Source organism: Anaerotignum lactatifermentans (assembly GCF_016902535.1).
GTDB lineage: Bacteria > Bacillota > Clostridia > Lachnospirales > Anaerotignaceae > Anaerotignum > Anaerotignum lactatifermentans_A.
Genome location: NZ_JACSNY010000002.1, coordinates 268,294 through 295,220, shown reverse-complemented (window position 1 = coordinate 295,220; position 26,927 = coordinate 268,294). Strand labels below are relative to the sequence as shown.

Here is a 26,927-nt window from a genome sequence, read left to right as displayed (position 1 = left end):
AGGGGACACACCCGTTCCCATTCCGAACACGACGGTTAAGACCTAAGCGGTCGATGGTACTTGGTGGGGAGCTGCCTGGGAGAGTAGATGGTCGCCGGAATCCAATTTGAAAAGCGAGGAGATTTCCTCGCTTTTTTCATGTTTATTTTTGCACAAGTTTTTTTCAAAAATGAGAAAAAATTTGTTGATAAAATATTGTTAGCACTCTTTACAAGTGAGTGCTAACAATGTATAATAGGTATGTGTTAAAAAAGACACACAAAATATGGAAATCAATACGTAGAAAGGTGGAATGGTTATGAACCTGCAAAAATTTACACAGAAATCTTTGGAAGCCATTCAAAACGCCCAGTCTATGGCTGTAGAATATGGTAACCCGCAGATGGATCAGCAGCATTTGCTGTTGGCGTTATTGCAGCAGGAAGATGGTTTGATCCCCCAGCTGCTGCAGAAAATGAATATCAATCTGAATGGATTTACCATGGCGGTAGAACAGGAAGTAAAAAAACTGCCCAGAGCAACCGGTGGCCAGACTTATGTGGCTTCTGACCTGGAAAAAACATTAACAGCGGCGGAAAAGCTGGCGGAAAATATGAAGGATGAATATGTTTCTGTGGAGCATATTTTTATGTCCATGGTAAACAGCCCTAATCAGGCGCTGAAGGAAATTTTCCGTCAGTATCAGGTGACAAAGGAAGGCTTTATGCAGATCCTTGCCACCGTAAGAGGGAACACACGTGTCACCAGTGATTCTCCCGAAGCAACCTATGACGCGCTGAAAAAATACGGCACTGATTTGGTAGAAAAGGCAAGAAGCAAAAAATTGGACCCTGTGATTGGCCGAGACGATGAAATTCGTAATGTAATTCGGATTTTGTCCAGAAAAACAAAGAACAATCCTGTGCTGATCGGCGAGCCTGGTGTTGGTAAAACAGCCATCGCCGAAGGACTGGCACAGCGAATTGTAAAAGAAGATGTACCGAACAGTTTGAAGGATAAAACAATCTTTTCTTTGGATATGGGCGCTTTGATTGCAGGTGCGAAATTCAGAGGGGAATTTGAGGAACGACTGAAAGCAGTTCTGAACGAAGTTAAAAAAAGTGAAGGACGTATTATCCTGTTTATTGATGAGCTGCATACTATTGTTGGTGCAGGGAAAAGCGACGGCGCCATGGATGCGGGCAATCTGTTGAAGCCTATGCTGGCAAGAGGCGAGCTGCACTGTATCGGCGCTACGACTCTGAATGAATATAAGCAATACATTGAAAAAGACCCTGCATTGGAACGCCGTTTCCAGCCGGTTATGGTAAATGAGCCCACTGTGGAGGATACGATTGCTATCCTGCGTGGCCTGAAAGAACGTTATGAGGTATATCATGGCGTTAAAATTCAGGACCAGGCTATGATTGCGGCAGCCACATTGTCAAATCGGTATATCTCCGACAGATTCCTGCCGGATAAGGCCATTGACTTGGTGGATGAGGCCTGTGCTATGATCCGTACCGAAATGGATTCCATGCCTACAGAACTGGATGTGATCCAGAGAAAGATCATTCAGCATGAGATTGAAGAAGCCGCTTTGAAAAAAGAGGATGACAAGCTGTCCAAAGAGCATCTGGAAGAAATTCAGAAAGAATTGGCGGAAATGCGGGACGAATTTGCCGCATTGAAGGCAAAATGGGAGAATGAAAAGGATGCCATTGGTGTTGTACAGAGACTGCGTGAGCAGATTGAGGACGTCAACGCGGAAATCGAGGCGGCGGAAAGAAAATACGACCTGAATAAAGCGGCGGAATTGAAATACGGCAAACTGCCGCAGCTGCAGAAAGAGCTGGAAGAAAAGGAAAAAGAGGCCGAAGAGAACGGCAATAAAAATACACTGCTTCGTGATAAGGTAACAGAAGAAGAAATTGCCCGCATCATTGAGCGGTGGACAGGAATCCCTGTTGCCAAGCTGATGGAAGGCGAAAGGGAAAAACTGCTTCATCTGGAAGATATTCTCCATGAGAGAGTCGTTGGACAGGATGAGGCCGTACAGAAGGTTGCGGAAGCGATCCTGAGAAGCCGTGCCGGTATCCAGAGCCCCAACCGTCCCATTGGTTCCTTCCTGTTCCTGGGGCCTACTGGTGTCGGGAAAACGGAGCTGGCAAAAACACTGGCAGAATGTTTGTTTGACGATGAGAAAAACATGGTCCGTATTGATATGACGGAGTATATGGAAAAATTCAGCGTGTCCCGCCTGATTGGTGCGCCTCCCGGATATGTTGGCTATGAAGAAGGCGGCCAGCTGACGGAGGCCGTTCGGAGAAAGCCTTATTCTGTTATTCTGTTTGATGAAGTGGAAAAGGCGCATCCCGATGTATTTAATATTCTGCTGCAGGTATTGGATGACGGCAGAATCACCGATTCTCAGGGCAGAACCGTAGACTTTAAAAATACGGTCATTATTTTGACCAGCAATCTGGGTTCTAACTATCTGCTGGAAGGCATTGATGAAAAAGGTGAAATTACAGATAATGCCAGAGGGCAGGTGGAAGAGCTGCTCCGTCACTCCTTCCGTCCGGAATTCCTGAACAGACTGGATGAGATTGTATTCTACAAACCTCTGACCAAGGACAATATCACACATATTATTGATCTGATTATGAAAGATCTGAATAAACGTCTGGCGGATAAACAGCTGAAATGCCGTTTGACTGATGCCGCAAAAGACTATATTGTTGAAACAGGCTATGATCCCGCTTTTGGCGCAAGACCTTTGAAACGTCTGGTACAGCGTGATATTGAAACATTGCTGGCAAGAAAGATTATTGCCGGAGATATCGACCAAGGTACAACTTTGGTAGTGGACGTAAACAATGGGCAGTATGAGATTACAGTAGAATAAAAAAGGAAACAGAGCTGCTGTACAAGCAACATAGAAAGCTGCGTACCTTGCGCTCCTGACGGATACTGAAAAAACTGGACAAAAAGAAATTCAGTGAAATAAAAACAGCTGAAATCCTTTCAGGTATATGGATTTCAGCTGTTTTTTGTTTTGACTTGATATTGTGCAAAAATGTTATTTCTTTCTGCACAATATCATTTTAATATAAAGTCCACCTTCCATGATAAAGATGGTGTGAAGCCATCTTATTTCAAATGGGTATGCATATATTCTTCCCGGATAGACTGAGGAACCAGACTGCCGCCAGTTGCCCAGGGAATATGTACCGCGTTTGCCATTTTATCTTCCAGACCCATTTTCTTGATATAGCTCTGCATTTCTTTGCTCTTGAGCTGGATAGGGCCCCAGAAGGAAGCGCAGGCGGAGGGTTCCAGGAAAATATCCTCTGTGTTTACGATATCACGCATCAGGTCGTAAATATGGTAGTCTTCCAGAGAAAGGATGCCGGCCAGCATATGGTTCATAACGCTGCCGACAAAGCCGGATGCGCGTCCAACGGCCAGCCCGTCTGCGTGTGTTTTGCCTGTAAGGCCGAAGTCCTGTACGGATACTTCGTTCTGCAGACCGGATGCCATGCCTACCAGCATGCAGGGCGCCTGTGTCGGTTCGATAAAGAATACATGAGCGTTATCTCCAAAGATCTGTTTCAGACCAAAGGTTACGCCGCCGGGGGCGCCGCCAACGCCGCAGGGGATATAGACAAAAAGAGGATGATCCGCGTCAACAATAATGCCTTTTTCCTCAAACTGAGCACGGATACGCTTTGCGGCAACCGCATAGCCCAGGAACAGTGTAACAGAGTTTTCATCATCGACAAAATAGCTCTTGGGATCGGCGTCGGAGTTCTTTCTGCCAACTTCAACAGCCTTGCTGTAATCGTCAGCGTATTCCACAACCTCAGCGCCTCTCTGACGAAGGAGATCCTTTTTCCACTGCTTTGCATCTGCGGACATATGAACGATAACATGGAAGCCCAGTGCTGCGCTCATGATACCGATGCTCATGCCCAGATTGCCGGTAGAGCCTACCTGGATTTTGAACTGGCTGAAGAATTTTTTGAATTCATCAGATGCGAATACGGAATAATCATCAGTTACTTTGATTTTGCCGTATTCCAACGCCAGATCTTCCGCATGCTTCAATACTTCGTAGATGCCGCCTCTAGCCTTGATGGAGCCGGAAATAGCCAGATGGCTGTCCTGTTTCAAGAACAGTCTGCCAGGAATGGATGTTTGATATTCTTCCTCCAGCTTTTTCTGCATTTTGGGAATTTCTGTCAAAGGAGACTCGATCAAACCGTTTCTGGGTGCAGTCTCCGGGAAAACTTTCTGAATAAAAGGAGCAAAACGAGCCAGCCGAGCTTCCGCGTCATCAATGTCAGCCATGGTCAGCTGAATCTGGGACATAGCTTCCTCAGTGGATGTGAGTCTTTCATTGATCCAGATAACTTCCTTTCCCTGACTAACAGCTTCCAGCAGGGGCTTGTTTTCTGCGCGATTCCAAAATTCTTGAGCCATAGGTATTACCTCCAAACATAAATAGAATAATTTCAATGTATTGATTATAGCACAATCTTCTTTTCTTGGACAGAAGGGGTTTTTAAAAAAACACAAATGTGAAAGAAAAAGAGTAAAATCGTGTTTGTTTATGGGAAAAAGGTGTCAGACATTGACAAGAAAAGGCAGGAAAAGTATACTGTAAACAGAAGAAAGTATTAGTTTTTGTGGAAGGTGGATGACCATGGAACGAATCAGGCAATTTTTTTCCGCGATATTAGCGGGTATGATGATTGGGATGGGCGGTACAGTATATCTGTCGCAGGGAAATCCCGTGGTAGGCAGTTTTCTGTTTGCCGTGGGACTGTTTACTGTTGTTGTGTTCCAGCTGCATCTGTATACAGGAAAGATTGGTTATCTGGCATTTCAAAAACCTGTTTATCTCCTGGAGCTTTTGATTACCTGGGCAGGTAATTTTTGCGGCACTTATCTTGTTGCCTTTATGGTACGGAACAGCCGAATCTATGAGTCCATGGCGGAAAAAGTGCAGAATATCGCCGCTGTGAAATTACAGGATGAGTTTTTTAGCCTGTTTTTACTGGCTGTATTCTGCGGTATGCTGATGTTTATTGCCGTAGATGTATTCAGAAATCAGAGCGGCTCTACCATTCGCACCATAGGTGTGTTTGTACCGGTAATGGTATTTATTCTCAGTGGTTTTGAGCACGTAATTGCCAATATGTTTTATTTCAGTCTGGCAGGTGTTTGGAGTGGTCACTGCCTGGCGGCTGTGGTTGTGATGACATTGGGCAATAGTGTTGGTGGATTGCTGATTCCTGTGTATCTGCGGATATTCCGTCAGAGAGAAGCATAAAAACTGAATCTATGCCAGAGATCTTTAGAGAGGATTTCTGGCTTTCTTATTGCTGGAAGGAAACAACAAAAACGGAAACGAGGAATGGTATGAGAGAAGAAGAGATGAAACAGCTGCTGCCATTACTGATCGAATGGTATCGGGAAAATAAACGGGATCTTCCATGGAGAAGGACGAAGGACCCTTATCGCATCTGGCTGTCTGAAATTATGCTCCAGCAGACCAGAGTAGAGGCGGTTAAGCCATATTACGAGCGCTTTCTGGCGGCATTGCCTGCCATAAAGGACTTGGCGGAGGCAGAGGAGGAACTGATTTTAAAGCTTTGGGAAGGACTCGGCTATTACAGCAGGGTCAGAAATATGCAGACAGCGGCGCAGCAGATCATGAAGGAATATGGCGGCGCTCTTCCCGCTGATTATGAAAAACTGCGTTCCCTGAAGGGGATCGGTACCTATACGGCTGGCGCGATCGCCTCTATCGCTTTTGGTCTGCCACATGCCGCCGTAGATGGAAATGTCCTGCGTGTTTTGTCCCGAATTTTTCTGGACGCGCAGGATATCGGACTGGAAGCTACGAAGAAATATTGGAAGGAAGAATTAGAGAACGTATTGACTGGAGAAATTGCCTCTGATGTCAATGAAGGATGGATGGAAGTAGGCGCTACAATTTGTTTGCCAAATGGGGAGCCAAAATGCGGCATTTGTCCCTTTCGGGAGTACTGCGGCGCATACCGGCAGTCCGTGATTCACCTTTATCCGGTAAAAGGGGAGAAAAAAGCCCGTACTGTGGAACGGCTTCAGGTAGTTTTTCTGACAGACGGAAAACGAGTGGCGCTGCGGAAGAGAGGTCCCGGGCTGCTGGCGAATTTATGGGAGCTGCCCAATGGTGGCGCAGAGATCTCTCTGCCCAGTCTGCTGCATCTTTGGGGGATATTGGACGGTGAAATTACGCCGATGCGCCACAGAAAACATATTTTTACACATGTTCAATGGGACATGGATTGTTACTTTGTTCAGACAAAAAGTACAGAGGATACCCCGTTTTTATGGCTGGAACCAGACAGAATCACGGAGGAATATGCGCTTCCTTCTGCTTTTCGGGCAGTTTGGGCGGAAGGCCGGAAGAAATTACAGTAATTTTGCCAGTATTATTTGATAATGATTGTTATTTGACTTTTCTTAAAATTTATTATACAATAATCATAGCAAACTACAAGGAAAAGGAGGAGAACCATGGAACAGGTCAGGATCGCGAAACAGTCGGATCAAAAAGCATATAGAGATCTTTGGCAGATCTGTTTTGGTGACAGTGACGCCTTTTGCCAGTGGTTTTTTATCCATCGGTTCTGCCCATCCTATTCCGTGTGTTTGGAGCTGGATGGAATCCTGCCCAGTGCCATGCAGGCGTTTCCTTATGATATTCTTATCCGCGGCAAACGGATCGAGGGTGCAATGCTCTGCGGTGTCTGCACTCATCCGCAGTATCGTAAAAGAGGTTATATGGGCAGGATGTTTTCATATAATATGAAGGTACTGCGCCAGCATCAAAAAGCGGTGGCAGTCCATACACCGGCTGTTTTGGAAAGTTATTTTTCTTTTGGTCACGAAACCGTTGCGGATGCCTGTTATCTGACGGCGGAGAAACTGCCAGTAACCCAGAAGAAAGAGCTTATATTTCTGGAAGGGGAAGAGCGGAAAAACGCCTTTGCCTGTTATGATAAATTTGCCCGGAAATACAGCGGTATTGTGTTGCGCGGCGTAGATGATTTTATCAGAAAAATGGATGATTACAGCGCTGATGGCGGCAGAATCGTTGTAGACCGAAAAGATTCCCCATCGGCGTATGCCTGTTTTTATTTGACACAGGATGAATTGACCTGTGTAGAGGCGGCCGGAGAGACAGAGGCGTTGCAGACGCTTTTGGAGGACTTGCTTACTCTGGGCGGCGGACGAAAATGCTCCGTAAAGCTGCCGCCGGATACAGATGTGACTTTGTCCTGCTGCGAGAAAAAGATCCTTCCTAAAGGGGTTATGGGTCTTGCGAATATTTCCCTGTTGCTCGAAAGACTTGGGCTGGAAAGTGAATCCTCCTTTTGTCTGCGGGATACCGTCATAGAAGAAAACAACGGCTGCTTTGATTTGAGCGGAAAGAACAGCCAGAAACCGCCGTCTTTTGTTATTTCGGCGGGAAAGCTTCTTCCTGTATTGGTTGGTTACCGCTCTCTGGAGGAACAGCGGCCCTGGATAGAAGTGAAAGATGAAAAAGGTTTTCGGGAGATTGCGGAGGCGCTGCCGAAGGTACCTTGTTATATTATTGATGAATATTAGAGATGGAGGCTGAGATTATGCCGGAAATGCAGTGTCTGGAGAAAGAAATGAAAGCAGATTTGCAGGAAACGTTTTGTTTCCGGCCCTTTACGTTGCAGGAAAAAGAACTGGTGGAAAGTTATACAAAGCCGTGGCATTTGGGCTGCTCTGATTTGTCCTTTGCCAATATGTTTATTTGGGGCGCAGATGGAAAAATGGAGTTTGCGGAAAAGAACAGCTGTTTGTACGTGAAACTGGATTTCGCTGGGGTTCCCTTGTTTTTCTGGGCGCCGATTCCCAAATATGGCGTGAGAGTAGATTACCGTAAGGCTGTGTATGATGCCGTAGACTATATGAAGGCAGCAGGGGTAGAGCCTACCTTCCGTTCCGTATGGACACCGTTCAGAGATAAAATGCTGGAGGCTTGTCCGGAAATGTTTTCCATGCCGGCAGATATCGCATGGGACTATGTCTATGAGAGAGAGAGTTTGGCCACACTGCGTGGCAAAAAGCTCCACGGTAAACGGAATCATATCAATAAATTCCTTGCCAACTATCCCGATTATGAGTACAGAAAGCTGGAACCCGCCCTGGTAGGCGACTGCCTGAAGCTTTACGATAAATGGATGGCGGAGCGGGAAGACGCATCGGAATTGGCGGATGAGAAAAAATCCGTTGCTCTGGCTCTGGGAAACATGGATGCATTGGGTCTGACTGGCGGTACCATTTTTGTGGATGGAAAACTTCGTGCCTTTACCGTAGGGGAGCGTCTTCAGGACGATACCCAGCTGGTACACATCGAAAAAGCGGATACAGAGATTGATGGTCTTTTCCCGATGATTAACCAGCAGTATGTTCTGCATGAGTGTGAGGATGTTCTTTATATCAACAGAGAAGAGGATATGGGGCACGCGGGAATGCGGAAAGCAAAACGCTCCTATTATCCTGCGTTTATGGTAGAGAAGCATCTGCTGAGCCTGCGGGACCTGACAAATGTGAAGGGACTTTGGGGCAAAGAAGAAGAGGAAGAATAAAAAGAAAGTGGAGCAGACACTGCTTAAGAAAGTGGTGGTCACTTCTATCGGAAAATCGTTTTATTTATGAGGCAGAATCGCTGGAATTCCTTGTACTGCAAGGATTTCAGCGATATTTGTTTTTGGGAGACTATAATTTATTACAGACTTCTTTTTTATTTGGAAAAGAGCCGCAGGTGTGATAGGATAAAGAATAGAAAAACAAACAGGTTTTATCCCGTGTATATTATCTGATTACAGGCAGAAGAGGAGTATAACATGACATTATTTCAAAAATTAAAAGAATATAGTGGATCAGGGTTTTATTCATTTCATATGCCGGGTCATAAACGGCAGACTTCTTTTCCCTCACCGCTGCCCCTGGAGCTGGATATTACGGAAATCAGCGGATTTGACAATCTTCATGAGGCGGAGGGAATTCTGAAAGACGCCATGGAGGGAGCCGCCGCTTTTTTTGGCGCGGATCGTTCTTTTTTTCTGGTCAATGGCAGCAGCGGCGGCATTTTAGCGGCGATTCGAGCCTGCACGAAGCGGGGAGATACCATTTTGATGGCGCGAGGCTGCCATAAAGCGGTCTATCACGGCGTGGAGCTTTGTGGTCTGAAAACCGTATATCTGCAGGCGGAACTGATTCCGGAATGGGGTATTTTCGGAAGTATTTCACCAACGACTGTGGCGGAGACCATGGATGCTCATCCGGAATGTCGTGTGGTACTTCTCACTTCGCCAACCTATGAAGGGGTTTTATCAGATATCGCCTCCATTGCGGAGGAGGTCCATCGGCGTGAAGGAATTCTGATTGTTGATGAGGCCCATGGCGCCCACCTGGGCATGGGAGAATTCCCACCCTCTGCCATACAGTGCGGCGCAGACATTGTGATCCAGAGCCTTCATAAGACGCTGCCCAGCCCGACCCAAACAGCGATTATGCATATTCGGTGTGGCAGAATCGTGGAACAGGAGGTCCAAAGGCAGCTGGCCGTATTTCAGACTAGTAGTCCATCCTATTTGTTTTTGGGCGCGATGGAAGCCTGTGTGGAATATCTGAAAAAACATAAGAACCATATCCTGCCTAAATATACCGCATTGCTGAGGGAATTTTACGCCAGAACTTCCCAGCTAAAGCACTTGCGGATCTTTTATCCCATGGAAGAGGTTTATGCCCATGATCGGGGGAAAATACTGATTGGAACCCAGGAAACGAATCTTACAGGGCCGGAGCTTGCCAGGATGCTGAGAGAGAAGTTTCTCCTGGAGACGGAAATGTCTACGGTAAATACGGTTCTGGCCATGACAAGCCTTTGTGACAGCGAGGAAGGACTGCGTAGACTGGCGGATGCCCTCCGCAGCATAGACGCTGGACTGAAAAAACAGAATCTCACAGCGCCGGAGGAAATGACGCTGCCGAACGCCGTGTGTACCATAGAGCAGGCCGTACAGTCAGAAAAAGAGGCGGTTTTTGCGGAAAACGCCATCGGCAGAATATCGGCGGATTATTTCTGGGCTTATCCGCCAGGAATACCGCTTCTCGTTCCTGGGGAAGAAATTACGGCAGAAATACTGGAAAAAATGAAAATAATGCGTCGTAACGGCGTGGAAATCCACAGTGCGTATAGCCTGGAAGAAAGAATTTTTGTTTTAACTTTGGATACAGAATTTTCAGCTATGGTTTGACAGAACAGGCAAGATATGATTAAATAAGATAGGGATAGCTTTCCAGTACGGAAGGCAACCGAGAATGTAAAGGGGTGAGATACATGAAACATATTCAGACATTGAATACCCGTGATTTGGCTGCCAGCGCAAAGAACGGCGGCTGCGGCGAATGCCAGACATCCTGTCAGTCTGCTTGCAAAACATCCTGTGGTGTTGCAAACCAGCAGTGTGAAAAGAGATAATCTTTGACAGGAGAAAATCGCTGTCCATGGTCCGAAATGGTTATGGGCGGCGATTTTTTACGGAAATGAACTTTTTTTCGGGAAAAAGAGAGGAAATACATATGATTCATCAGTATAAATTAAATGGTTATAATATTGTGCTGGATGTTTTCAGCGGTTCCGTTCATGTGGTGGACGATATTGCCTACGATATGATCGGGATGTATGAGGAGCATCAGCCGGAAGAAATCAAAGCGGCAATACTGGAAAAATATGGCCATCTGCCGGAGGTCAATGAGGAAGAGCTTCAGGAAATTCTGGATGGCATCGAAGAATTGAAGAAAAATGGCAAACTGTTCGCAGAAGATCTTTATGAAGATATCGCTCTGCATTTTAAAGAAAACAGTCATGTGGTTAAGGCGCTTTGTCTACATGTGGCACATACCTGCAATCTGACCTGCGACTACTGTTTTGCCAGCCAGGGGAAATATCAGGGCGAGCGCGCTCTCATGAGTTTTGAGGTGGGCAAGGCGGCACTGGATTTCCTGGTGGAAAATTCCGGTTCCAGAAGAAATCTGGAAGTGGACTTCTTTGGTGGAGAACCTTTGATGGACTGGGATGTGGTCAAACAGCTGGTAGCCTATGCAAGAAGCATTGAAAAAGAAAAAGGAAAGTATTTCCGTTTTACATTGACAACGAACGGCCTGCTCATTGATGATGATGTGATCGAATTTACCAATAAGGAAATGCATAATGTCGTTCTGAGTCTGGATGGCAGAAAAGAAATCCATGACAGACTGCGCCGCACTGTGGGCGGACAGGGAAGCTACGATGTAATTGTGCCCAAGTTCCAGAAGCTGGTAAAAAGCAGAAACAATCAGGGCTATTATGTCCGCGGCACATATACCCATGGCAATGTGGATTTTACAAAAGATATTTTCCATATGGCGGATCTGGGTTTTACGGAACTGTCCATGGAACCGGTTGTCTGCGCACCTAATGAGCCCTATGCTTTGACCGAGGAAGATCTGCCTGTACTTTTTGAGCAGTATGAGATCCTGGCAAAGGATATGCTCCGCAGAGAAGCGGAGGGAAAACCCATTACCTTCTATCATTATATGATTGATCTGACGGGCGGCCCCTGTGTCTATAAACGTGTGACAGGATGCGGCAGCGGTACGGAATACCTGGCGGTAACTCCATGGGGAGACCTGTATCCCTGCCATCAGTTTGTAGGCGATCCGGCATATCTGTTGGGGGATGTATGGAAGGGCGTGACCAATACAGCGGTACAGGATAAATTCCGTCATTGCAGCGCTTATGCCAGAAAAGAATGTAAGGATTGCTGGGCGAAACTCTACTGTTCCGGCGGCTGCGCGGCCAATGCGTACCATGCGACCGGGGATATTACCGGTGTATACGAATACGGCTGTCAGCTCTTCCGTAAGCGGATGGAGTGCGCTATTATGATTCAGGTAGCAAAACAGATGCAGCAGTTATAAATCAAATCATAAGAGGTCTTTCGGGGCCTCTTCTTTTTTTGGAGAGAGGAAAAAATGTTTTGATCTTTTTATGGTAAAAAATACACTTCAGTGGAGAATTACAACTTTATTTTGACTTATTTTGTCGCAGAAATGGCGGATACATGCCTTTTTCTTGCCATTTTCAGGAAGTATGGTATAATAATTTCAAATCAAGGCGGAACAAAATATGTTTTCGGATCTTTAGATCCATGGACCATTAAAGAATCATAGAAATTCAGAAACATAAAGGAGTGATCGTATGAAAAAGCTGACGGCTTGTCTGCTGGCAGCCATTCTTGCGGTTTGTATGGGATTACAGCCTGTTTTCGCGGCGGTGTCCACAAATGCGCAGTCCTGGGCCCGGCCAATGGTGGAAAAGGCCTATGAAAATGGGATTGCCACAGAGACATTACTGCAAAAAGCAACTTCTCCTATCACCCGCGCGGAGTTTTGCCAGTCGGCAATGGCATTATATGAACAAATTACCGGAAAAGCAGCGGTTCCTTCCGGGACAAGTACATTTACGGATTGTTCGGACCCGGATGTGCTTGCGGCCAGTGAACTGAAAATCATCTCCGGTATGGGAGATGGTACCTTCCGTCCTGATTCTCCCTTGACCCGGGAGCAGCTCTGCATTATCCTGTCCAGACTTCTCAATGCCTGCGGCATTCCGCTGGAAGAGCAGGGAGACAGCCGTACTTTTACGGATATTTCCGGTCTGAAAGAAACCAGTCAGAATTATATTCACCAGATCAGTGCGGCGGGATTTATGTCTGGGTACACTGATGGAACATTTTTGCCTCACAATTCCCTAAGGGTACAGGAGGCTCTTGTGGTACTGGTCAATGTAATGGAATATGCGCAGGAATATACAGGCGGCGGCCAGGTTACGACGCCGGAGAGTTCTATTGCGGAAGAGGAAGGGCAGGAGGAGTCTGCTGCTTCTGAGGAAGTAAGCCCGGAACCAGATTCTCCCACGCAGGAAGAAGCCGGAGCTGGGGAAACGTATACTGCTGCCGCTTCAGTATCTGTTCATGGAAAGAAAATTTCCGTGGGTATGACAGTATCCGAGCTGAAATCCATTTGGGGAGAACCTTCCTCCGTGGATGATACGGTATATGGTCTGACACGGTATGTATATGATGCGGATGATAACATCTGTCTGCTGGCATCAATCCAGAAGAATCAGGTCATTACGTTTTACATTTTGGCAGACGAAATGGTCTGGAATGGCAAAACTGTACCTGAACTGCCTTCTCAAATGGACGCGGATATCCGTATCAGTGCGTACAGCCACAGCGGGATTTACGAGGATGACACTGTTCAGGTCATGTTTCCCATGGATTATATCGGGCAGATTCGTGGAGTTCTTGTAACGGATTTGACATTTGCCAAAGGCGACCATCTGACCAGCGGTACAAATCTTTCTCTTCGTGAGGATATTGCCGAAGAAATTTTTGCACTCATCAATACACTGCGTGTATTGGAAAATGAGGAACCTTTGGTTTGGGAAGAAAATTTGGCCGCAACTTCCGTGGACCATAGCGCCGACATGGTAAAACAGAACTATTTCGATTATAACAATCCCGATGGTACTACGCCTTTTGCCAGGATGCAGAAAAAAGCTGTAGATTTCCATACGGCTTCCGAAGTAATTGCCAATGTCAGAGGAGATGTGCCGGAGCTGTTTACTGAGCTGCTTAAAAATACAGGCAGATTCAACATTATTACGGATGAAACCATGACCCATGCCGGTGTTGGCGTTGCGTCCAACACAAAGACATTGTATTTGACTATGGATATGTGTGGGTTTTAAGATGAAATCAGAAAAAAAGATGTACTTTTATCTGTAAAATATGTTATAATATATGTACTAAATAACTTACGAATATATTTTGCGGAAAAGAGGGATTCACATGAAAGACTTGAGAAAGAACTGTCGTATTGCTGTGGTACAGGCCGCTCCTGTGATGTTCGATAAGGAAGCGTCCACAAAGAAAACAGTAGAATACATCCAGAAGGCCGCGAAAGAAAAAGCGGAACTGATTGTATTTCCGGAGCTGTTTATTCCCGGCTATCCTTATGGCATGACCTTTGGCTTTACGGTAGGAAGCAGAAATGCCGAAGGCAGACTGGACTGGAAAATGTATTATGACAATTCCGTTGTTGTGCCCGGACCGGAAACAGAAGCCATTGGCGCTGCGGCAAAGGCAGCCGGCGCTTATGTAAGTGTAGGCGTTTCCGAACGTGATACACAAACCGCAACACTGTATAACACAAACCTGTTCTTTGATCCGGAAGGAAATCTGATTACCGTACATAGAAAATTGAAACCCACCGGCGCAGAGCGTGTGGTATGGGGCGATGCCAACAAGGATTACTTCCCTGTGGCGGAAACACCCTGGGGCGTTATGGGCAGCCTGATCTGCTGGGAAAGCTATATGCCTTTGGCAAGAGTCGCTCTTTATGATAAGGGGCTGACACTGTACATTTCCCCCAATACCAACGACAACGAAGAATGGCAGGCCACCATCCGCCATATTGCCATCGAAGGTCATTGCTATTTTATCAACTGCGATATGTACTTTACCAGAGATATGTATCCCAAGGATCTTCATTGTCCGGAAGAAATCGCCAAACTGCCGGAGATTGTATGCCGCGGCGGCAGCTGTGTTGTAGACCCTTACGGCCATTACGAAACAGAACCTGTATGGGATAAGGAAGAGATCATTTACGCAGATTTGGATATGGATAAGGTACCGGCCAGCCGTATGGAATTTGACGGCAGCGGCCATTACTCCAGACCGGATGTATTGGAATTGCGTGTCCATGAGGGTTGACAGCGGAAAAAAACAATGATAAACTACATAAGAATTTAAGGGAATGAAGTTCTCCCGCGGGAAACCGAAAGCGCATGAAATAAGGCTGATGACTTCTGTGATTTTATTACAGTGTCATCAGCTTTTTTATTGGGAAAGGGGCAGAGAAAATGCATCCATATCGATTTGGACTGGGAAAGGATATGTGGAAGATCATAGCCTGGAGTATCCCCATTGGGGCGGCAGCAGGGGCTATTACAGCTGTTTTTGGGCATATGCTGTTGTTTATTACAAAAATACGGGACAGCGCGCCAATGCATTTTTTGCCTTTTCTGGCATTGGCCGGGGCCGCCATGGTTTGGGCCTATGAAACATGGGGCGGCGAAAGCAAGGAAGGCATGGGGCTGGTTTTTTCTGTTGGCCATGGAGAAAAGCAGCGGATTCCCACGAGATTGATTCCTCTGATAATGGTTAGTACCTGGCTGACCCATCTCTTTGGGGGAAGTGCCGGAAGAGAAGGGGTGGCTGTGCAGATCGGCGCCGCTGTCTCCAACAGGATGAGCCGAAATAATAGTGAAGCGGGAGCCGCCCGTATTTATTTGATGGTCGGTATGGCGGCAGGCTTTGCCGGGCTTTTCCAGACACCTCTGGCAGCGGCCGCCTTTGCGGTGGAAGTATTGCTGGTAGGCCGTTTGGCTGTGGGAGCCCTTCTGCCGGCTCTTACGGCATCTTTCGCTGCCTATGGTGTCTCTTCTTTTCTGCGGCTGGAAAAATTTACGGTTGAGATTTTGGAATTGCCGGACATTTCTCCGGCGATGTGGGGAAAACTTCTGCTTCTTGGCATTTTGTTCGGAATGACGGGGACGTTTTTCGCCTGGCTGCTTTCTCTGGCCAAAAAAAGAGCAGTTCAGTGGATTCCGCATCCGGTAAAGCGGATTTTTTTCTTTGGCATTGTTCTGACGGTTTGTCTTATGGTACTGGGGAAGGGCAGATATTGCGGTTTGGGAACCAATTTAATCTCGGCCTCTTTTTCGGGAGAAGAAATTCTGTCTTATGATTGGATAATCAAGCTGCTGTTAACTGTTTTTACGCTGGCCATTGGATTTCAGGGCGGGGAGGTAACGCCTCTGTTTTCTATGGGTGCCTCTTTGGGCGTGGCGCTTTCCGGCTTCTTTGGGATGCCTGTGGCTTTTACAGCTGCGCTGGGATACGCTACTGTTTTTGGCAGCGCAACCAATACTATTTTTGCGCCGATACTGATTGGCTGTGAGGTATTCGGTTTTTCCATGGCACCGTTCTTTCTGGTGGTTTGTCTTATGGCCCATTTGTTTTCTCCTTTTGCGTCTATTTACGGCAGACAGAAGCGGCTGAAATGGAAGGAGCAGTGGAAGGGGCTTTTTTCCGGAGAGGATCTGTGATATGATAGAGCATATGTGTCACAAGAGATAAGGAGAGTTTTATGAAGCTGTATTTTGCCCCTATGGAGGGGATCACGGGATATATTTTCCGCACTGTTTTTGCAAAGCATTTTGGTGGAGCGGACCAGTATTATTCGCCTTTTCTGGCACCGGTGCAGGATCAATGGATGACAAACCGGGAACGAGGGGATGTTTTGCCGGAGCATAACGAAGGTATTAGGCTGGTGCCGCAGATCATGGCGAACCGGGCCTCTGTATTCCTAGGTACAGCCAGGGTTCTGGCAGAAATGGGGTATCAGGAAGTCAATTTTAACTGCGGCTGTCCGTCTGGGACAGTAGTAGCAAAAGGAAAGGGCGCGGGAATGCTGCGGGATCTGGATGGACTGCGCCGCTTTCTGGAAGAAGCCTGCGCACATGCACCAATGGAGATCTCCATTAAAACACGTCTGGGTATGCGAGAGCCGGAAGAGGTCTTTGACTTAATGGAGGTTTTGCAGGATTATCCTCTGAAAGAATGGATTCTCCATGCCAGAGTGCGGGAGGACTATTATAAAAATCAGCCCAGAAGAGATATATTTAAAGAAGTGGCGAAGGAATGCAAACTGCCGCTTTGTTATAATGGAGATATCTGCACCGTGGAGGATTTTAAGGAGATGAAAGAGATGTTCCCGCAGCTTTCCGGTATGATGATCGGCAGAGGTGCGCTTTTGGACCCGTCTCTTTTCCGGAGAATCCGGGGCGGCTGTGCTATGGAAAAGCGAGAATTTGCTGCCTTCCATGAAGAACTGTGTGCCCGTTACGAGGAATATATGTCTGGGGATAGAAATACGCTGTTTAAAATGAAAGAGCTTTGGGCCTATTGGGCGTATATGTTCCCAGACTCCAGCAAAGCTTTGAAGAAAATCAGAAAAGCCAATAGTCTCAAGGTATACCGGCAGGAAGTGGAGCAGCTGCTGGAAGAAAATTAAGAAAATTTTACGGCATCTTCCATGGATAAATCAGGAAAAACAAAGTATAATGGAACAGATACAAAGACAATAAAAAAGGCATGAGAGGTAAATTATGGATTTCATAGAGTTATTTAAGGCGGCACTGTTTGGTATCATTGAAGGGATCACCGAATGGCTGCCCATCAGCAGTACAGGACATATGATTCTATTTAATGAATTTATGCCCCTGGATGTTTCAGAGGAATTTTACAGAATGTTTGAAGTCGTTATCCAGCTGGGGGCGATTTTGGCGGTAGTAGTGATCTTCTGGAACCAGATCTTTCCTTTCCAGAAACCGGTCTATACCAGAAGAATGAAAAAGCCGGGTTTGATTTCATATATCAATCTGGATATTTTCTGGCTGTGGATGAAAATATTGGTGGCCTGTGTGCCTGCGGCGGTCATTGGCTTGTTGTTCAGCGAGAAATTCGAAGAAATGTTTTATAACTACACGACGGTTGCGCTGGCACTGATTGTATTTGGTATCGCTTTCCTTATTGTAGAGGAACGACATAAAGGCAAAGGCGCTAAGGTCAACGCACTATCGGAAATCACCTTCCGTCTGGCGCTGTATATTGGTTTTTTCCAGTTGATTGCAGCCATTTTCCCGGGCACATCCCGTTCCGGGGCAACCATTGTAGGCGCACTGATGCTGGGTGTCTCCAGAACAGTTGCGGCAGAATTTACCTTCTTTTTGGCGATTCCCGTCATGTTTGGCGCGAGCCTTTTGAAGATTGTACAGTTCGGATTCCATTTTACGGCAATGGAAGCGGCGATTTTGATTACCGGCATGGTAGTCGCCTTTGTGGTGTCTATTCTGGTTATCAAATTTCTGATGGGCTACATCAAGCGGCATGATTTTAAGGTTTTTGGCTGGTATCGAATCGTTTTGGGTATAGTGGTGCTGGCCTACTTCGGCTTATTGGCACCGGCATAAAGTATAAAAAACATCCCTGAGAGATCTTTTGATTATAAGATTTCTCGGGGATGTTTTTATATTTCACAGGAGGAAGTGTTTTTTTGAAGCCGGCGGAAATACCAAGCGCAGACCAGAAGTTCAAACAGGGCGGAGAGGGGGACTGCCACGCCAATCAGCATTAAACTGGTTCCGGGCATCATACGCAGGCAGTAGGAAAGAGGGATGCGGACAGCAAACACGGTCAATATGCCCTGAATCAGCACAAATCTGGTTTTCCCACGGCCATTGAAATATCCCAGCAAACAGAAATTCACCGCTGTAAAAAGATATTCAAAGGAGCAGCTTTTCAGATAAAGCTGTGTCGAAGCAATGACCTGAGGGTCTGAGGTAAATATGGACGCCAGTAGATCTCCTTGAAGGAATGTCAGCAGGAATACCAGAAAGCCACAGCTAAAGGATATCCTTACAGCGGCGAAGAAGGCTTTTGTGGCACGCTCCGTTTTGCCCGCGCCCACATTTTGGGCCACAAAGGCGGAAAGGGCTGACATAAAACTCATAGGGACCAGAGCCAAAAAGATAAAGAGCTTTTCCGCGATGCCTACGCTGGCGGATTCCACAAGTCCCAGTGTATTGATGATAGCGGTTATAATCAGAAAAGAAATATTTACCTGAAAATCCTGTGCCGCAATGGGAACCCCCATGGCAAGGATACGACGGATACTTCCTTTTTGCCGAAAACTGTCTTTTGTCATCCGAAAAGGGAGCCGATCCTTTATGGCAGTCATATAGAGCAGTGCGAACAAAAAACTGCATCCCTGAGCGGATACGGTAGCCATAGCGGCACCAGCGGCAGACAGATGAAAAATCCCCACAAATATGAGATCCAGAATGATATTGATTATGCAGGCGATCAATACAAACAGAAAAGGGGATCGGGAATCTCCCATGCCGCGGAAAATGCCGCTGACAGCGTTATATGCCGTAATAAAGATCATGCCGGAGGCGCAAATGCGGATATAGGAAACAGCCTCGGGAAGGGCTTTTTCCGGTACATGGACCAGTCTGGCGGCGTCTTCCGCAAAATAGACCAAAAGACCCGTCAAAAACAATGATACAACAATAAGAAGCCGGATCTGTCCGGCAACGATAGCGGCAGTTTCTTCTTGTTTCCCCGCACCGATGGCCTGCCCCAGCAAAACGGTAACGCCCATAGTCAATCCTGTAATGATGACGGTGGCAGACTGCATCACCTGCCCACCAGTAGAGACAGCGGAAATGCTGGCGGTAGAACCGAATTTTCCTACTACCATCAGATCTACGCCGCTGTAAAGGGCCTGCAATACCAAAGAAAGCATCAGAGGGATGGCAAATTTAATCAGAGACGGCAGGATTTTTCCCTCCAAAAAGCTGTTTTCCTCCATGTTGTGACCTCCTGTTCTAAAAGAGTGAAAAAGCGCCAGCAAGTTATACACTTGTTGGCGCTAATGTATCAAACGAAGCATCCGAGATACAGTACTATTATAAGAGAAGCTGTACCATCTGTCAACAGAAGAATACCAGATAAAAAAATTCTGGTTGTACTTTTAAAAAACTCTTGACGAAATTTGTTTCCTTATGCTATGTTTGTCGCAGTTCCATTTCATGCCAGAGAAGAGAGGAGGAAGCGCTTTTGCGGGGAGAAAATAATCTCGGGACAGATGAAATGAAAGGACTGGTGCTTCGGCTGGCCATCCCGGCTATGTTTGCCCAGTTTATCAATGTGCTGTACAGTATCGTAGACCGTATTTTTATCGGCAATATTCCACAGATTGGAGAAACTGCACTGGCGGGTGTAGGCGTCTGTGGCCCTGTTGTGACGCTGATTACGTCTTTTTCCCTGTGGATCGGCGTTGGCGGATCTCCTTTAATGAGCATTAAAATGGGAGAAGGAAAACGCAAGGACGCGGAAACAATACTGGCCAACTGTTTTCTGCTGATGATCTTGATGGCACTGCTGATGACTATCATTATCTTTTTATTTAAAGATCGTCTGCTGATGGTATTTGGTGCCAGTGAAACTACATTTCCCTATGCCAATACCTATATGACTATTTACGCGGCAGGGAGTTTGTTTGCTATTCTCGCCATGGGGATGAATACTTTTATCACCTGTCAGGGCTATTCCAAAATTGCCATGACTTCTGTACTGATCGGCGCTGTGACCAATATCGTGTTGGACCCTGTATTTATTTTTCTGCTGGACCTTGGGGTTGCCGGTGCGGCGGTGGCAACAGTGATCGCGCAGATGATTTCCTGTATTTTTGTACTTCTGTTTCTGTTTGGCAGAAGACCGCCGGTTCGGATTACTTTTGGCGGATATCAAAAGGTTTTGATGGCACGGATTCTTTTGACAGGACTCTCGCCCTTTGTTATTGTGGCCTTTGACAGTGTTTTGATTATCGCCATGAATATGGTGCTTCAGCACTATGGCGGCCCAGGCTATGGCGATCAGCTGGTGACCTGCAATACCATCGCACAGAGCTTTTTCCTGTTGGTGACGTTGCCTCTGGGCGGAATCACATCTTCTTCCCAACCCATTCTGGGATTCAATTACGGCGCCTGTCAGATCGACAGAATCCGCTCCGGTCAGAAATATACATTGTTCCTTTGTGTGATCTTTACGGCTGTTATGATGCTGGCGGCACATTTATTATCACCGTACTTCGTTCGGCTGTTTACAGATGATGTATTTTACAGAGAGCTTTCCGTTAAGGCAATCAAGGCTATGTGCTGGATGATTATTCCTTTGGCGGTGCAGTATACCATTGTGGATGGCTTTACGGGCCTGTCGGCGGTAAAATACGCCATTACACTTTCCACCACAAGAAAAACCATTTATTTCTGTCTCATGCTTGCCTTTCCCGTTTTATTTGGTGTGGAAAACGTATTTTTTGCGGAATCCGCAACAGATATTATCAGCGCCTGCATTTCGTCTGTTGTTTATTTTAAAGTCATGGGGACTTTGCTGAAACGGCGCCAGAATCAGTTCTGTGCGGAGATGGGAAAAAACGAAATGGCGGAAGCCGTGTAGTGAAATAAATAAAAAACGGAAATAGCAGATAACAAAATCGCTGGAAGCCTTGTAAAAGGACTCCAGCGATTTTGTTTTGCAGTGTTTTGTTTTGCGGGGCTTAGTTCCCCTTGGAACTGAGCGGGTTGCTTCGTTCTTCCCAGAAAATATTATTGTCCGGGGCGGCCTTGCCGCTGTCGCTGTATTCGGAATTTTGACGGATACTGTACAGATCTCCTGCCGGGATAGTATCTTTAGGCACTTTCTTTTTTTTCGTTTTTTTCATGATTCTCACCTCGAGATTAGTATGACAAAATTCCTTTTGCTTTATGTTTTTTTCTGCTGGAAACTCTATTGAGATGTTTTGAGACGTTTTCTTTTTTAAAATAAAAGACAAGAATGGTCTCTGAAAACAGTCTTGTACATAGTATGGAAAAAGGAGGTGATTATATGACAGGCAAAGAATTGGCGCGATTTGCCGTATCTAAGCTGGGAGTTCCCTATGTATATGGAATGAAAGGGGCCGTAATGACCCCGGAAAAATTTCTGCAATTAAAAAAACTCTATGGAGCTCTCGTATGGGACAGCGATAAAAGCAAAATCGGAAAAGTCTGCTGTGACTGTTCCGGCTTGATCTCTTGGGCTACCGGGATCATCCGCAGTTCCCAGGGATATCACGATACTGCGGTAGAGATTCATCCCATTTCAGAGATTTCCAAAGCGCCCATCGGAGCAGCCGTGTGGAAACAAGGGCATATCGGTATTTATATTGGCGGTGGGGAATACATCGCGGAAGACGGCAGTGCCTACGGATGCAGGAAAAACAGCCTGCAAAAAGCGGATTTCACGCACTGGCTGAAATTAAGGGATATTGTTTACGAAGAAAGGGAGGATTTGGAAGTGGTGGAAAAAGGGAAGATTATCGTTAACGGAAAAGAATATCCCGTGGATCGGATATTAAAGGATGGTACAAACTTTATCAAAATACGGGATCTGGCGGAAGCACTTGGCTATCAGATCTCAAATCAGGGAAGTACCCCTGTCCTGACAAAAGAATAAAAGGAGAGCACCCCATTTTATTTTATGGGGTGCTCTTTTGCGTTTCGTCTGCTTATAAACCGTATTTTTGACACATGCGCTGGAAAATGGATGCAATCTCTGCGCGGGTAATTTCCGCTTTCGGGCGGAAGTTTCCGGCATCGTCACCGGAGAGAAGTCCGGCTTTCTGCATGGCCGCAACGCTGTCCTTGGCATAAGCGCTGATGGACCCGTTATCGCTGAAGGAAGGGGCGCCGCTTTCTAAGGAAACGCCGGCGGATACCAGATATCGTTTCAGCATAACGGCGGCATCCTCTCTTTTAATGGGTGTATTCGGAGAGAAGGAGGTAGCTGTCACACCGGATACTACCTGGTTGGCATAAGCCCAGCCTACGGCCTTTTCATACCATGCACCGGAGGGCACATCCTGGAAGGGGACATTCCCTGTATAATTCGCTCCCTGCATACGATACAGAACAGATACTAACATTCCTCTTGTCATGCTCTGCATCGGGGCAAATTCTGTTTCACTGACGCCGGAAAACAGACCTCTCTGTGTTACATAGGAAACAGAGGATGCATACCACTGTCCGGCGGGTACATCCGTAAAACCGGCAGAAGAGGATTCATTCTGTACAGGTTCTTTTGCGGTTTCCACAAAAATCACCTCAACCTTGTCTTCCGAGGTAAGTTGATACAGGGTTGTGACTGCGCCCATAGAGACGCCATTAAGCAGGACATCTTTGATTTCATAGCCGCTGTTCGGGCGGATGGTGATGCTGCCGTTGCTGTTGTAGGAGATAGTGCCGTTGGTAAGTCCACCGACAATGGAAGGGCGGGAAGAGGATGAGGAACCAGAACTGCTGGAACTGCCGCCGGAACCGCCGCTTCCATTGTTATTTCCAGAGCCTCCATTGTTTTGGCTGCCGCCTCCTGTACTGCCGTCGCCAGTAGAATCGTTGTCCCCGGGTTTGTTGTCCTCATCGTTGCCGCTGTCCTCAGGGGGATCTGTACTTTCTCCGGAATCGTTGTTTTCCAGGGTAACAGAATCATAAACAGCAGAATTGTCGTCTTCATTTATGGTAACCAGATCAGATGCCCGCAAAAAGGAAATCTGATCGGATACGCTGAGATCTCCCAGATAGATTTTTCCATTTTCGCTGTCTATGACACTTACAGCGTCAACATAAATAGTGAAAGAAGTACCGTTTGTTTTGAAATGGCCATAGGCCATATCTTTTTGTGCCTGAAATGTAACGCCGGAAACATCCTGTTTCGCGTCTAAAGTCAATTCTAAGCCGGTGATACGTTCAGAAAGACCGGAAACATATACACTTGCTGTATCTGCCGTTCTGTCCCAGTAAAGGGCTACGCCGGGGCCTGCGGCCAGGGCGGCAGTCGGCATCATCAAAGATGCCGACAGGATACCGGTCAGAAGGGTAGCTATTTTTTTCATAAATTAGTTCCTCCTTTTTTAATTTTGCTCCAAAACGATGGAAGGCAGGCTGTCTGCGTCGGGAGAGGTGATCCATACCGTTTTTGCGGTAACACGTCCGTTTGTGCTGGAAATACTGTCTGTTCTGTACAGCAAAGCCTGGATACGGTCGGGAAGGGAACTGGGCTGATCGCAGTCCACATGATCTCCTTTCAGACTGTCTTCCATATCCTCGTCGATGACATACAGGAACATACCGTTGCTAATCAGACTGACCTGTCCATCTTCCGGAATCTCGGCCAGCAAATAGGTTTCGCCGTTGATAGGGCGAATCTCTTTGGACTCAGTGCCTGTTTCCAGATCTCTTACAGTAAATTCACCCTGGATTTCCACGTAGTTGTATCTGGGATCACCTACATAAGTACCTACAATGACCAAAGATCCAGCCGGAATCACTTCGTCGGATGTATCTCCCCACTGGAAATTGTGAGAAAGTCTGCCGATGGACGCGCCGTCCATATGAAATGCCACATCATCATTAACGGCACCGATCAGCTGTACAGCGGCACCCTCAGGTACATGCTCCAGTACAATTTTAGTGGCGTCGTAGGTCCAAATACGGCTGTCTGTTTCATTCGCGCCGGGCTTGGTGAAGTAGGCCTTGAATTTGCCTTCGTCGCTCATATTCTGGCTCAGGATTAATGTAGTTTCTTTCTGATTATCGTCTGCATTTGTGGAAATGTGTGCCGTAACAGAAGATGTTGTCTGATCCAGCTTAATTCCGGCAACAGACTGTGCCTTGCCGTCCTTCATGGTAATGGTAATTGTGGTGCCTTCCCGGGACAGCTCGTACAAATCTGCTTCTAAAACATTGTCATAGGAAATCCGCACCTGTTGTTCCTCAGCGTCCGCGGAAGGATTCCCCTGCTTATCAATAGCACGAACAGAGTAGGTCAGTACCGTATTGTTTGCTGTACCAATCTGATCGGTATAAGTTGTTTTCTGGGTGAAGGCAATAGATTTGCCATCTCTTAAAATTTCATAGCCCAGAATGTTTTCACTGTCTGTATGGCTGAAACGAAGCGTTACATCCTGACCGCTTCCATCAGCAGAATCTGTTATAGAAACGGGTTCCAGCGTCAATGTACCATTTGCTTTCCCTTTGTCGTCAAGACGGTTTCTGCGGGAATCGTCATTGAGATACCAGATCGCTCTGGTCTCCTCTTCGTATGTCTTCAAGGTACGTTTTGTGGATTCACTTAATTCCATCCCCCAACGGGTGAAGAATTCTGTTAAGTCACGATCAGCCACTTTGGAAGCAATAAGAGCAAAACGATTGTCGTAGTCATTGCCGGAAGCGTATTCCCCGGATTTCCAAAGCTGGAAGAATTCCTGATAGAAGGCCATGGGCTCGCTGGCATCATCATAAGCCAGATGCAGCTGCCAGTACATCCCCAGCTGTACAAAAACATTATTCGCTGAACCAGGACGAGCTTCCGCCGTTTTCTGGAAAATGTCGTCATACTTGCCTTCTGTTTCCAGTCGAGTGGGGAGGGAAGTCATATCCTTCCCATCATAGCTTTGTACCATCAAAGAGTAAAGGTTGTTTGTGATTTCGGTTTTGCCCAGTTTATCCATGTTATGGCCGATTTCATGGGCGATGCCCCAACCGTAAAGACCATTGCTTTCCGCCTCCTGCGCCAGCTTAGTGACAGGCTGGCCCTTGGTCAGTTCTCCGGCGGATGTGTATCCAACACCGATATGATTGCCGGCGGCATACATAAAGGCAGAGCCGAACATGCGCATGTAGCGGATATTCTGACGGCTCTCCATAGGATACTGATAGTCCTCTTTTGCTGTATCTACGATTCCCTGTGTTGTATTAACCACATAAGAAACGTCTTCCCAGGCCAGAATTGCGTCATAAAGAGAATCTACAGTCAGCCCGTTTGCTGCTTCCTTTACAGGAATGGAAAGCAATACGCTGGGGGTAGAAATTTCTGTCTGATTCCAAATACTTGTCTGGTTCAATGTGCTGCCTTTTTTCTGAACGTAAGCGGAAACTTCATCCACATAGGTCTGGATGGCATCTTTTCTGTCCTTTTCAGATATCTGATACCAGTTGGAAAGCTCCAGCATGGGGATTTTTCCGTTTTTGCTTTCATCTGTAACGATGCGAAGCTGAATTTCCTCGGGATGCGCTCCGCCGTATGTCAGGTAAAGAGGGCCGCCTTTCTCTGTGGCTACGGTTTCTACTTGAGATACGCTGATGACGTTTCTGCCGTTTTGCAGGCGGATTGCCGGAGCCTGCCAGGAGCCAGCGTCCGCGTAATACTGTGTTGGTACAATGGAAACAGGACTGTCCTCCGGCAGATCCGCGTAAATGACAAACTCACTGTTTGCTTCCGCCGTAACGCCCAGAGGCTGTAAAATGGATGCGGTTTGTCCATATTTGCTGTCTGCGGAAATGCTTCTGGACTGGAATCCATCTTGTACCGCAAGAACCTGGCCTTCCGCCAGCGCTTTCGCGTCCTGCAGTTCGCGCAGCATCATGTCTTTTTTCAGATAGAAAGCGGAAGTGCTTTCCACCTTTGTTTTCAATTCCTCAACTTTTTTCAGAGTTTCTGAAGCATTGTATTTCAGCTGTGTAAAGCTGCCGTTGGCAAAGAGGTCCGCAATCTGCTCCGGTGTATCATCCAGATGGTAGAAAGCCGCCTCGGAAAGTGTAACAGACTTTCCGCCTTCCCATTGGCCAACATTTACCGTGATGCGGGAAATATCATCTACCTCTGGAATTTCCAGTACCAGATAACCTGTGCCATCCTGAATGACTTTCGCGTTGATATTTGCCGCCCGTGTTCCAATGACTTCATAAGTTCCTTCTGCTGTTTTCCGATAAGCGGTAATCTTATAGTCCCTCATTTGGGAGGTATAGGTGATATCCCCCTGTCTGGGAACATAAATCATGTAGTTCATGCTCTGAGGCGCAGAAAAATCAAAGGTAAAGCTCTGGTTGCCGTACCATAAGCCAGACTGCCAGAATGTGCTGTAATTTCCGTCCAGAATATGATCGACTTTAAAATTCGGGCATTCGTTCCAGTTAACGTTGCCCGCGCCGCCGCTGTCAGCACGCACTGTAATCAGCGCATTGTCGATTCTGTTTTCCGTAGGCAGTTCCGGTCCTGTAATTTCCAGAGATTTCG

General features: G+C 46.7%; 20 protein-coding genes, 1 rRNA gene and 1 riboswitch. Of the genes, 16 read left to right on the top strand and 5 right to left on the bottom strand.

Translation table 11 applies throughout. The features are described 5' to 3' along the window. Both rrf and clpB read left to right on the top strand, forming a co-directional pair. Window positions 1–100 (top strand): 5S ribosomal RNA (gene rrf / locus H9X84_RS02885); the annotation flags it as partial. Window positions 101–298: 198 nt separating this feature from the next. Next, window positions 299–2,887 (top strand): ATP-dependent chaperone ClpB, encoded by a 2,589-nt coding sequence (clpB, locus tag H9X84_RS02880; RefSeq protein WP_205132815.1) that lies wholly within the window; start codon window positions 299–301, stop codon window positions 2,885–2,887. Between the two features lie 245 nt (window positions 2,888–3,132). On the opposite strand, the gene H9X84_RS02875 is transcribed toward clpB, so the two are convergent. Further along, window positions 3,133–4,464 carry a D-serine ammonia-lyase gene (locus H9X84_RS02875; protein WP_205132814.1) on the bottom strand — a complete coding sequence of 444 codons (1,332 nt, stop codon included), beginning with the start codon at window positions 4,462–4,464 and terminating at the stop codon, window positions 3,133–3,135. Window positions 4,465–4,687: 223 nt separating this feature from the next. On the opposite strand from H9X84_RS02875, the gene H9X84_RS02870 reads away from it, so the two are divergent. The 12 genes from H9X84_RS02870 (at window position 4,688) to H9X84_RS02815 (ending at window position 18,220) form a co-directional block, all read left to right on the top strand. Next, window positions 4,688–5,317: a formate/nitrite transporter family protein gene (locus H9X84_RS02870; RefSeq protein ID WP_205132813.1), complete on the top strand. Its 630-nt coding sequence runs from the start codon at window positions 4,688–4,690 to the stop codon at window positions 5,315–5,317. Between the two features lie 89 nt (window positions 5,318–5,406). Next, window positions 5,407–6,453, top strand: coding sequence for an A/G-specific adenine glycosylase (mutY, locus tag H9X84_RS02865; RefSeq protein ID WP_243423492.1), 1,047 nt, complete (start codon window positions 5,407–5,409; stop codon window positions 6,451–6,453). Window positions 6,454–6,549: 96 nt separating this feature from the next. After that, window positions 6,550–7,644, top strand: coding sequence for a GNAT family N-acetyltransferase (locus H9X84_RS02860; protein WP_205132812.1), 1,095 nt, complete (start codon window positions 6,550–6,552; stop codon window positions 7,642–7,644). 17 nt (window positions 7,645–7,661) lie between these two features. After that, the gene (locus H9X84_RS02855) at window positions 7,662–8,657 is read left to right on the top strand and encodes a DUF2156 domain-containing protein (RefSeq protein WP_205132811.1); all 996 of its coding nucleotides are present in this window, start codon (window positions 7,662–7,664) and stop codon (window positions 8,655–8,657) included. A gap of 258 nt (window positions 8,658–8,915) precedes the next feature. After that, entirely contained in the window at window positions 8,916–10,331 is a 1,416-nt protein-coding gene (locus tag H9X84_RS02850) for an aminotransferase class I/II-fold pyridoxal phosphate-dependent enzyme (protein ID WP_205132810.1), read from the top strand. A gap of 83 nt (window positions 10,332–10,414) precedes the next feature. Next, a complete protein-coding gene (scfA, locus tag H9X84_RS02845; RefSeq protein WP_205132809.1) occupies window positions 10,415–10,555 on the top strand; it encodes a six-cysteine ranthipeptide SCIFF in 141 nt (46 codons plus the stop codon). A gap of 101 nt (window positions 10,556–10,656) precedes the next feature. Beyond that, window positions 10,657–12,036, top strand: coding sequence for a thioether cross-link-forming SCIFF peptide maturase (scfB, locus tag H9X84_RS02840; RefSeq protein WP_205132808.1), 1,380 nt, complete (start codon window positions 10,657–10,659; stop codon window positions 12,034–12,036). A 280-nt stretch (window positions 12,037–12,316) separates the two neighbouring features. Next, window positions 12,317–13,873: an S-layer homology domain-containing protein gene (locus tag H9X84_RS02835; protein ID WP_205132807.1), complete on the top strand. Its 1,557-nt coding sequence runs from the start codon at window positions 12,317–12,319 to the stop codon at window positions 13,871–13,873. 100 nt (window positions 13,874–13,973) lie between these two features. Further along, window positions 13,974–14,897, top strand: coding sequence for a carbon-nitrogen hydrolase family protein (locus tag H9X84_RS02830; RefSeq protein ID WP_205132806.1), 924 nt, complete (start codon window positions 13,974–13,976; stop codon window positions 14,895–14,897). 30 nt (window positions 14,898–14,927) lie between these two features. Continuing rightward, a riboswitch (Fluoride riboswitch) is annotated at window positions 14,928–15,002 on the top strand. Window positions 15,003–15,046: 44 nt separating this feature from the next. Then, window positions 15,047–16,294 (top strand): chloride channel protein, encoded by a 1,248-nt coding sequence (locus H9X84_RS02825; protein ID WP_205132805.1) that lies wholly within the window; start codon window positions 15,047–15,049, stop codon window positions 16,292–16,294. Window positions 16,295–16,335: 41 nt separating this feature from the next. Beyond that, window positions 16,336–17,262, top strand: a complete 927-nt coding sequence (locus tag H9X84_RS02820; protein ID WP_205132804.1) for a tRNA dihydrouridine synthase — start codon at window positions 16,336–16,338, stop codon at window positions 17,260–17,262. 94 nt (window positions 17,263–17,356) lie between these two features. After that, complete coding sequence (locus H9X84_RS02815) at window positions 17,357–18,220, top strand: undecaprenyl-diphosphate phosphatase (RefSeq protein ID WP_205132803.1); 864 nt, start codon at window positions 17,357–17,359, stop codon at window positions 18,218–18,220. 56 nt (window positions 18,221–18,276) lie between these two features. Here H9X84_RS02815 and H9X84_RS02810 read toward each other — a convergent pair whose 3' ends face one another. Further along, window positions 18,277–19,623 carry an MATE family efflux transporter gene (locus H9X84_RS02810; RefSeq protein ID WP_205132802.1) on the bottom strand — a complete coding sequence of 449 codons (1,347 nt, stop codon included), beginning with the start codon at window positions 19,621–19,623 and terminating at the stop codon, window positions 18,277–18,279. A 248-nt stretch (window positions 19,624–19,871) separates the two neighbouring features. On the opposite strand from H9X84_RS02810, the gene H9X84_RS02805 reads away from it, so the two are divergent. Next, window positions 19,872–21,272, top strand: a complete 1,401-nt coding sequence (locus tag H9X84_RS02805) for an MATE family efflux transporter (protein ID WP_205132801.1) — start codon at window positions 19,872–19,874, stop codon at window positions 21,270–21,272. 100 nt (window positions 21,273–21,372) lie between these two features. Here H9X84_RS02805 and H9X84_RS02800 read toward each other — a convergent pair whose 3' ends face one another. Then, complete coding sequence (locus tag H9X84_RS02800) at window positions 21,373–21,537, bottom strand: hypothetical protein (protein WP_205132800.1); 165 nt, start codon at window positions 21,535–21,537, stop codon at window positions 21,373–21,375. A 164-nt stretch (window positions 21,538–21,701) separates the two neighbouring features. Between H9X84_RS02800 and H9X84_RS02795 the strand changes: the two genes are divergently transcribed. Next, on the top strand, window positions 21,702–22,310 hold the full coding sequence (locus H9X84_RS02795) for a hypothetical protein (RefSeq protein ID WP_205132799.1): 609 nt from the start codon (window positions 21,702–21,704) through the stop codon (window positions 22,308–22,310). A 52-nt stretch (window positions 22,311–22,362) separates the two neighbouring features. On the opposite strand, the gene H9X84_RS02790 is transcribed toward H9X84_RS02795, so the two are convergent. Together H9X84_RS02790 and H9X84_RS02785 are read right to left on the bottom strand one after the other, a co-directional pair. Continuing rightward, window positions 22,363–23,745 (bottom strand): S-layer homology domain-containing protein, encoded by a 1,383-nt coding sequence (locus H9X84_RS02790; RefSeq protein WP_205132798.1) that lies wholly within the window; start codon window positions 23,743–23,745, stop codon window positions 22,363–22,365. An 18-nt stretch (window positions 23,746–23,763) separates the two neighbouring features. Further along, a complete protein-coding gene (locus H9X84_RS02785) occupies window positions 23,764–26,859 on the bottom strand; it encodes a M60 family metallopeptidase (protein ID WP_205132797.1) in 3,096 nt (1,031 codons plus the stop codon). Window positions 26,860–26,927: the final 68 nt, after the last annotated feature.

What these genes read in the sequence shown, in the direction of transcription:
- clpB (WP_205132815.1), top strand. Translation starts at nt 299, where the DNA reads ATGAACCTGCAAAAATTTACACAGAAATCTTTGGAAGCCATTCAAAAC.
- H9X84_RS02875 (WP_205132814.1), bottom strand. Translation starts at nt 4,464, where the DNA reads ATGGCTCAAGAATTTTGGAATCGCGCAGAAAACAAGCCCCTGCTGGAA.
- H9X84_RS02870 (WP_205132813.1), top strand. Translation starts at nt 4,688, where the DNA reads ATGGAACGAATCAGGCAATTTTTTTCCGCGATATTAGCGGGTATGATG.
- mutY (WP_243423492.1), top strand. Translation starts at nt 5,407, where the DNA reads ATGAGAGAAGAAGAGATGAAACAGCTGCTGCCATTACTGATCGAATGG.
- H9X84_RS02860 (WP_205132812.1), top strand. Translation starts at nt 6,550, where the DNA reads ATGGAACAGGTCAGGATCGCGAAACAGTCGGATCAAAAAGCATATAGA.
- H9X84_RS02855 (WP_205132811.1), top strand. Translation starts at nt 7,662, where the DNA reads ATGCCGGAAATGCAGTGTCTGGAGAAAGAAATGAAAGCAGATTTGCAG.
- H9X84_RS02850 (WP_205132810.1), top strand. Translation starts at nt 8,916, where the DNA reads ATGACATTATTTCAAAAATTAAAAGAATATAGTGGATCAGGGTTTTAT.
- scfA (WP_205132809.1), top strand. Translation starts at nt 10,415, where the DNA reads ATGAAACATATTCAGACATTGAATACCCGTGATTTGGCTGCCAGCGCA.
- scfB (WP_205132808.1), top strand. Translation starts at nt 10,657, where the DNA reads ATGATTCATCAGTATAAATTAAATGGTTATAATATTGTGCTGGATGTT.
- H9X84_RS02835 (WP_205132807.1), top strand. Translation starts at nt 12,317, where the DNA reads ATGAAAAAGCTGACGGCTTGTCTGCTGGCAGCCATTCTTGCGGTTTGT.
- H9X84_RS02830 (WP_205132806.1), top strand. Translation starts at nt 13,974, where the DNA reads ATGAAAGACTTGAGAAAGAACTGTCGTATTGCTGTGGTACAGGCCGCT.
- H9X84_RS02825 (WP_205132805.1), top strand. Translation starts at nt 15,047, where the DNA reads ATGCATCCATATCGATTTGGACTGGGAAAGGATATGTGGAAGATCATA.
- H9X84_RS02820 (WP_205132804.1), top strand. Translation starts at nt 16,336, where the DNA reads ATGAAGCTGTATTTTGCCCCTATGGAGGGGATCACGGGATATATTTTC.
- H9X84_RS02815 (WP_205132803.1), top strand. Translation starts at nt 17,357, where the DNA reads ATGGATTTCATAGAGTTATTTAAGGCGGCACTGTTTGGTATCATTGAA.
- H9X84_RS02810 (WP_205132802.1), bottom strand. Translation starts at nt 19,623, where the DNA reads ATGGAGGAAAACAGCTTTTTGGAGGGAAAAATCCTGCCGTCTCTGATT.
- H9X84_RS02800 (WP_205132800.1), bottom strand. Translation starts at nt 21,537, where the DNA reads ATGAAAAAAACGAAAAAAAAGAAAGTGCCTAAAGATACTATCCCGGCA.
- H9X84_RS02795 (WP_205132799.1), top strand. Translation starts at nt 21,702, where the DNA reads ATGACAGGCAAAGAATTGGCGCGATTTGCCGTATCTAAGCTGGGAGTT.
- H9X84_RS02790 (WP_205132798.1), bottom strand. Translation starts at nt 23,745, where the DNA reads ATGAAAAAAATAGCTACCCTTCTGACCGGTATCCTGTCGGCATCTTTG.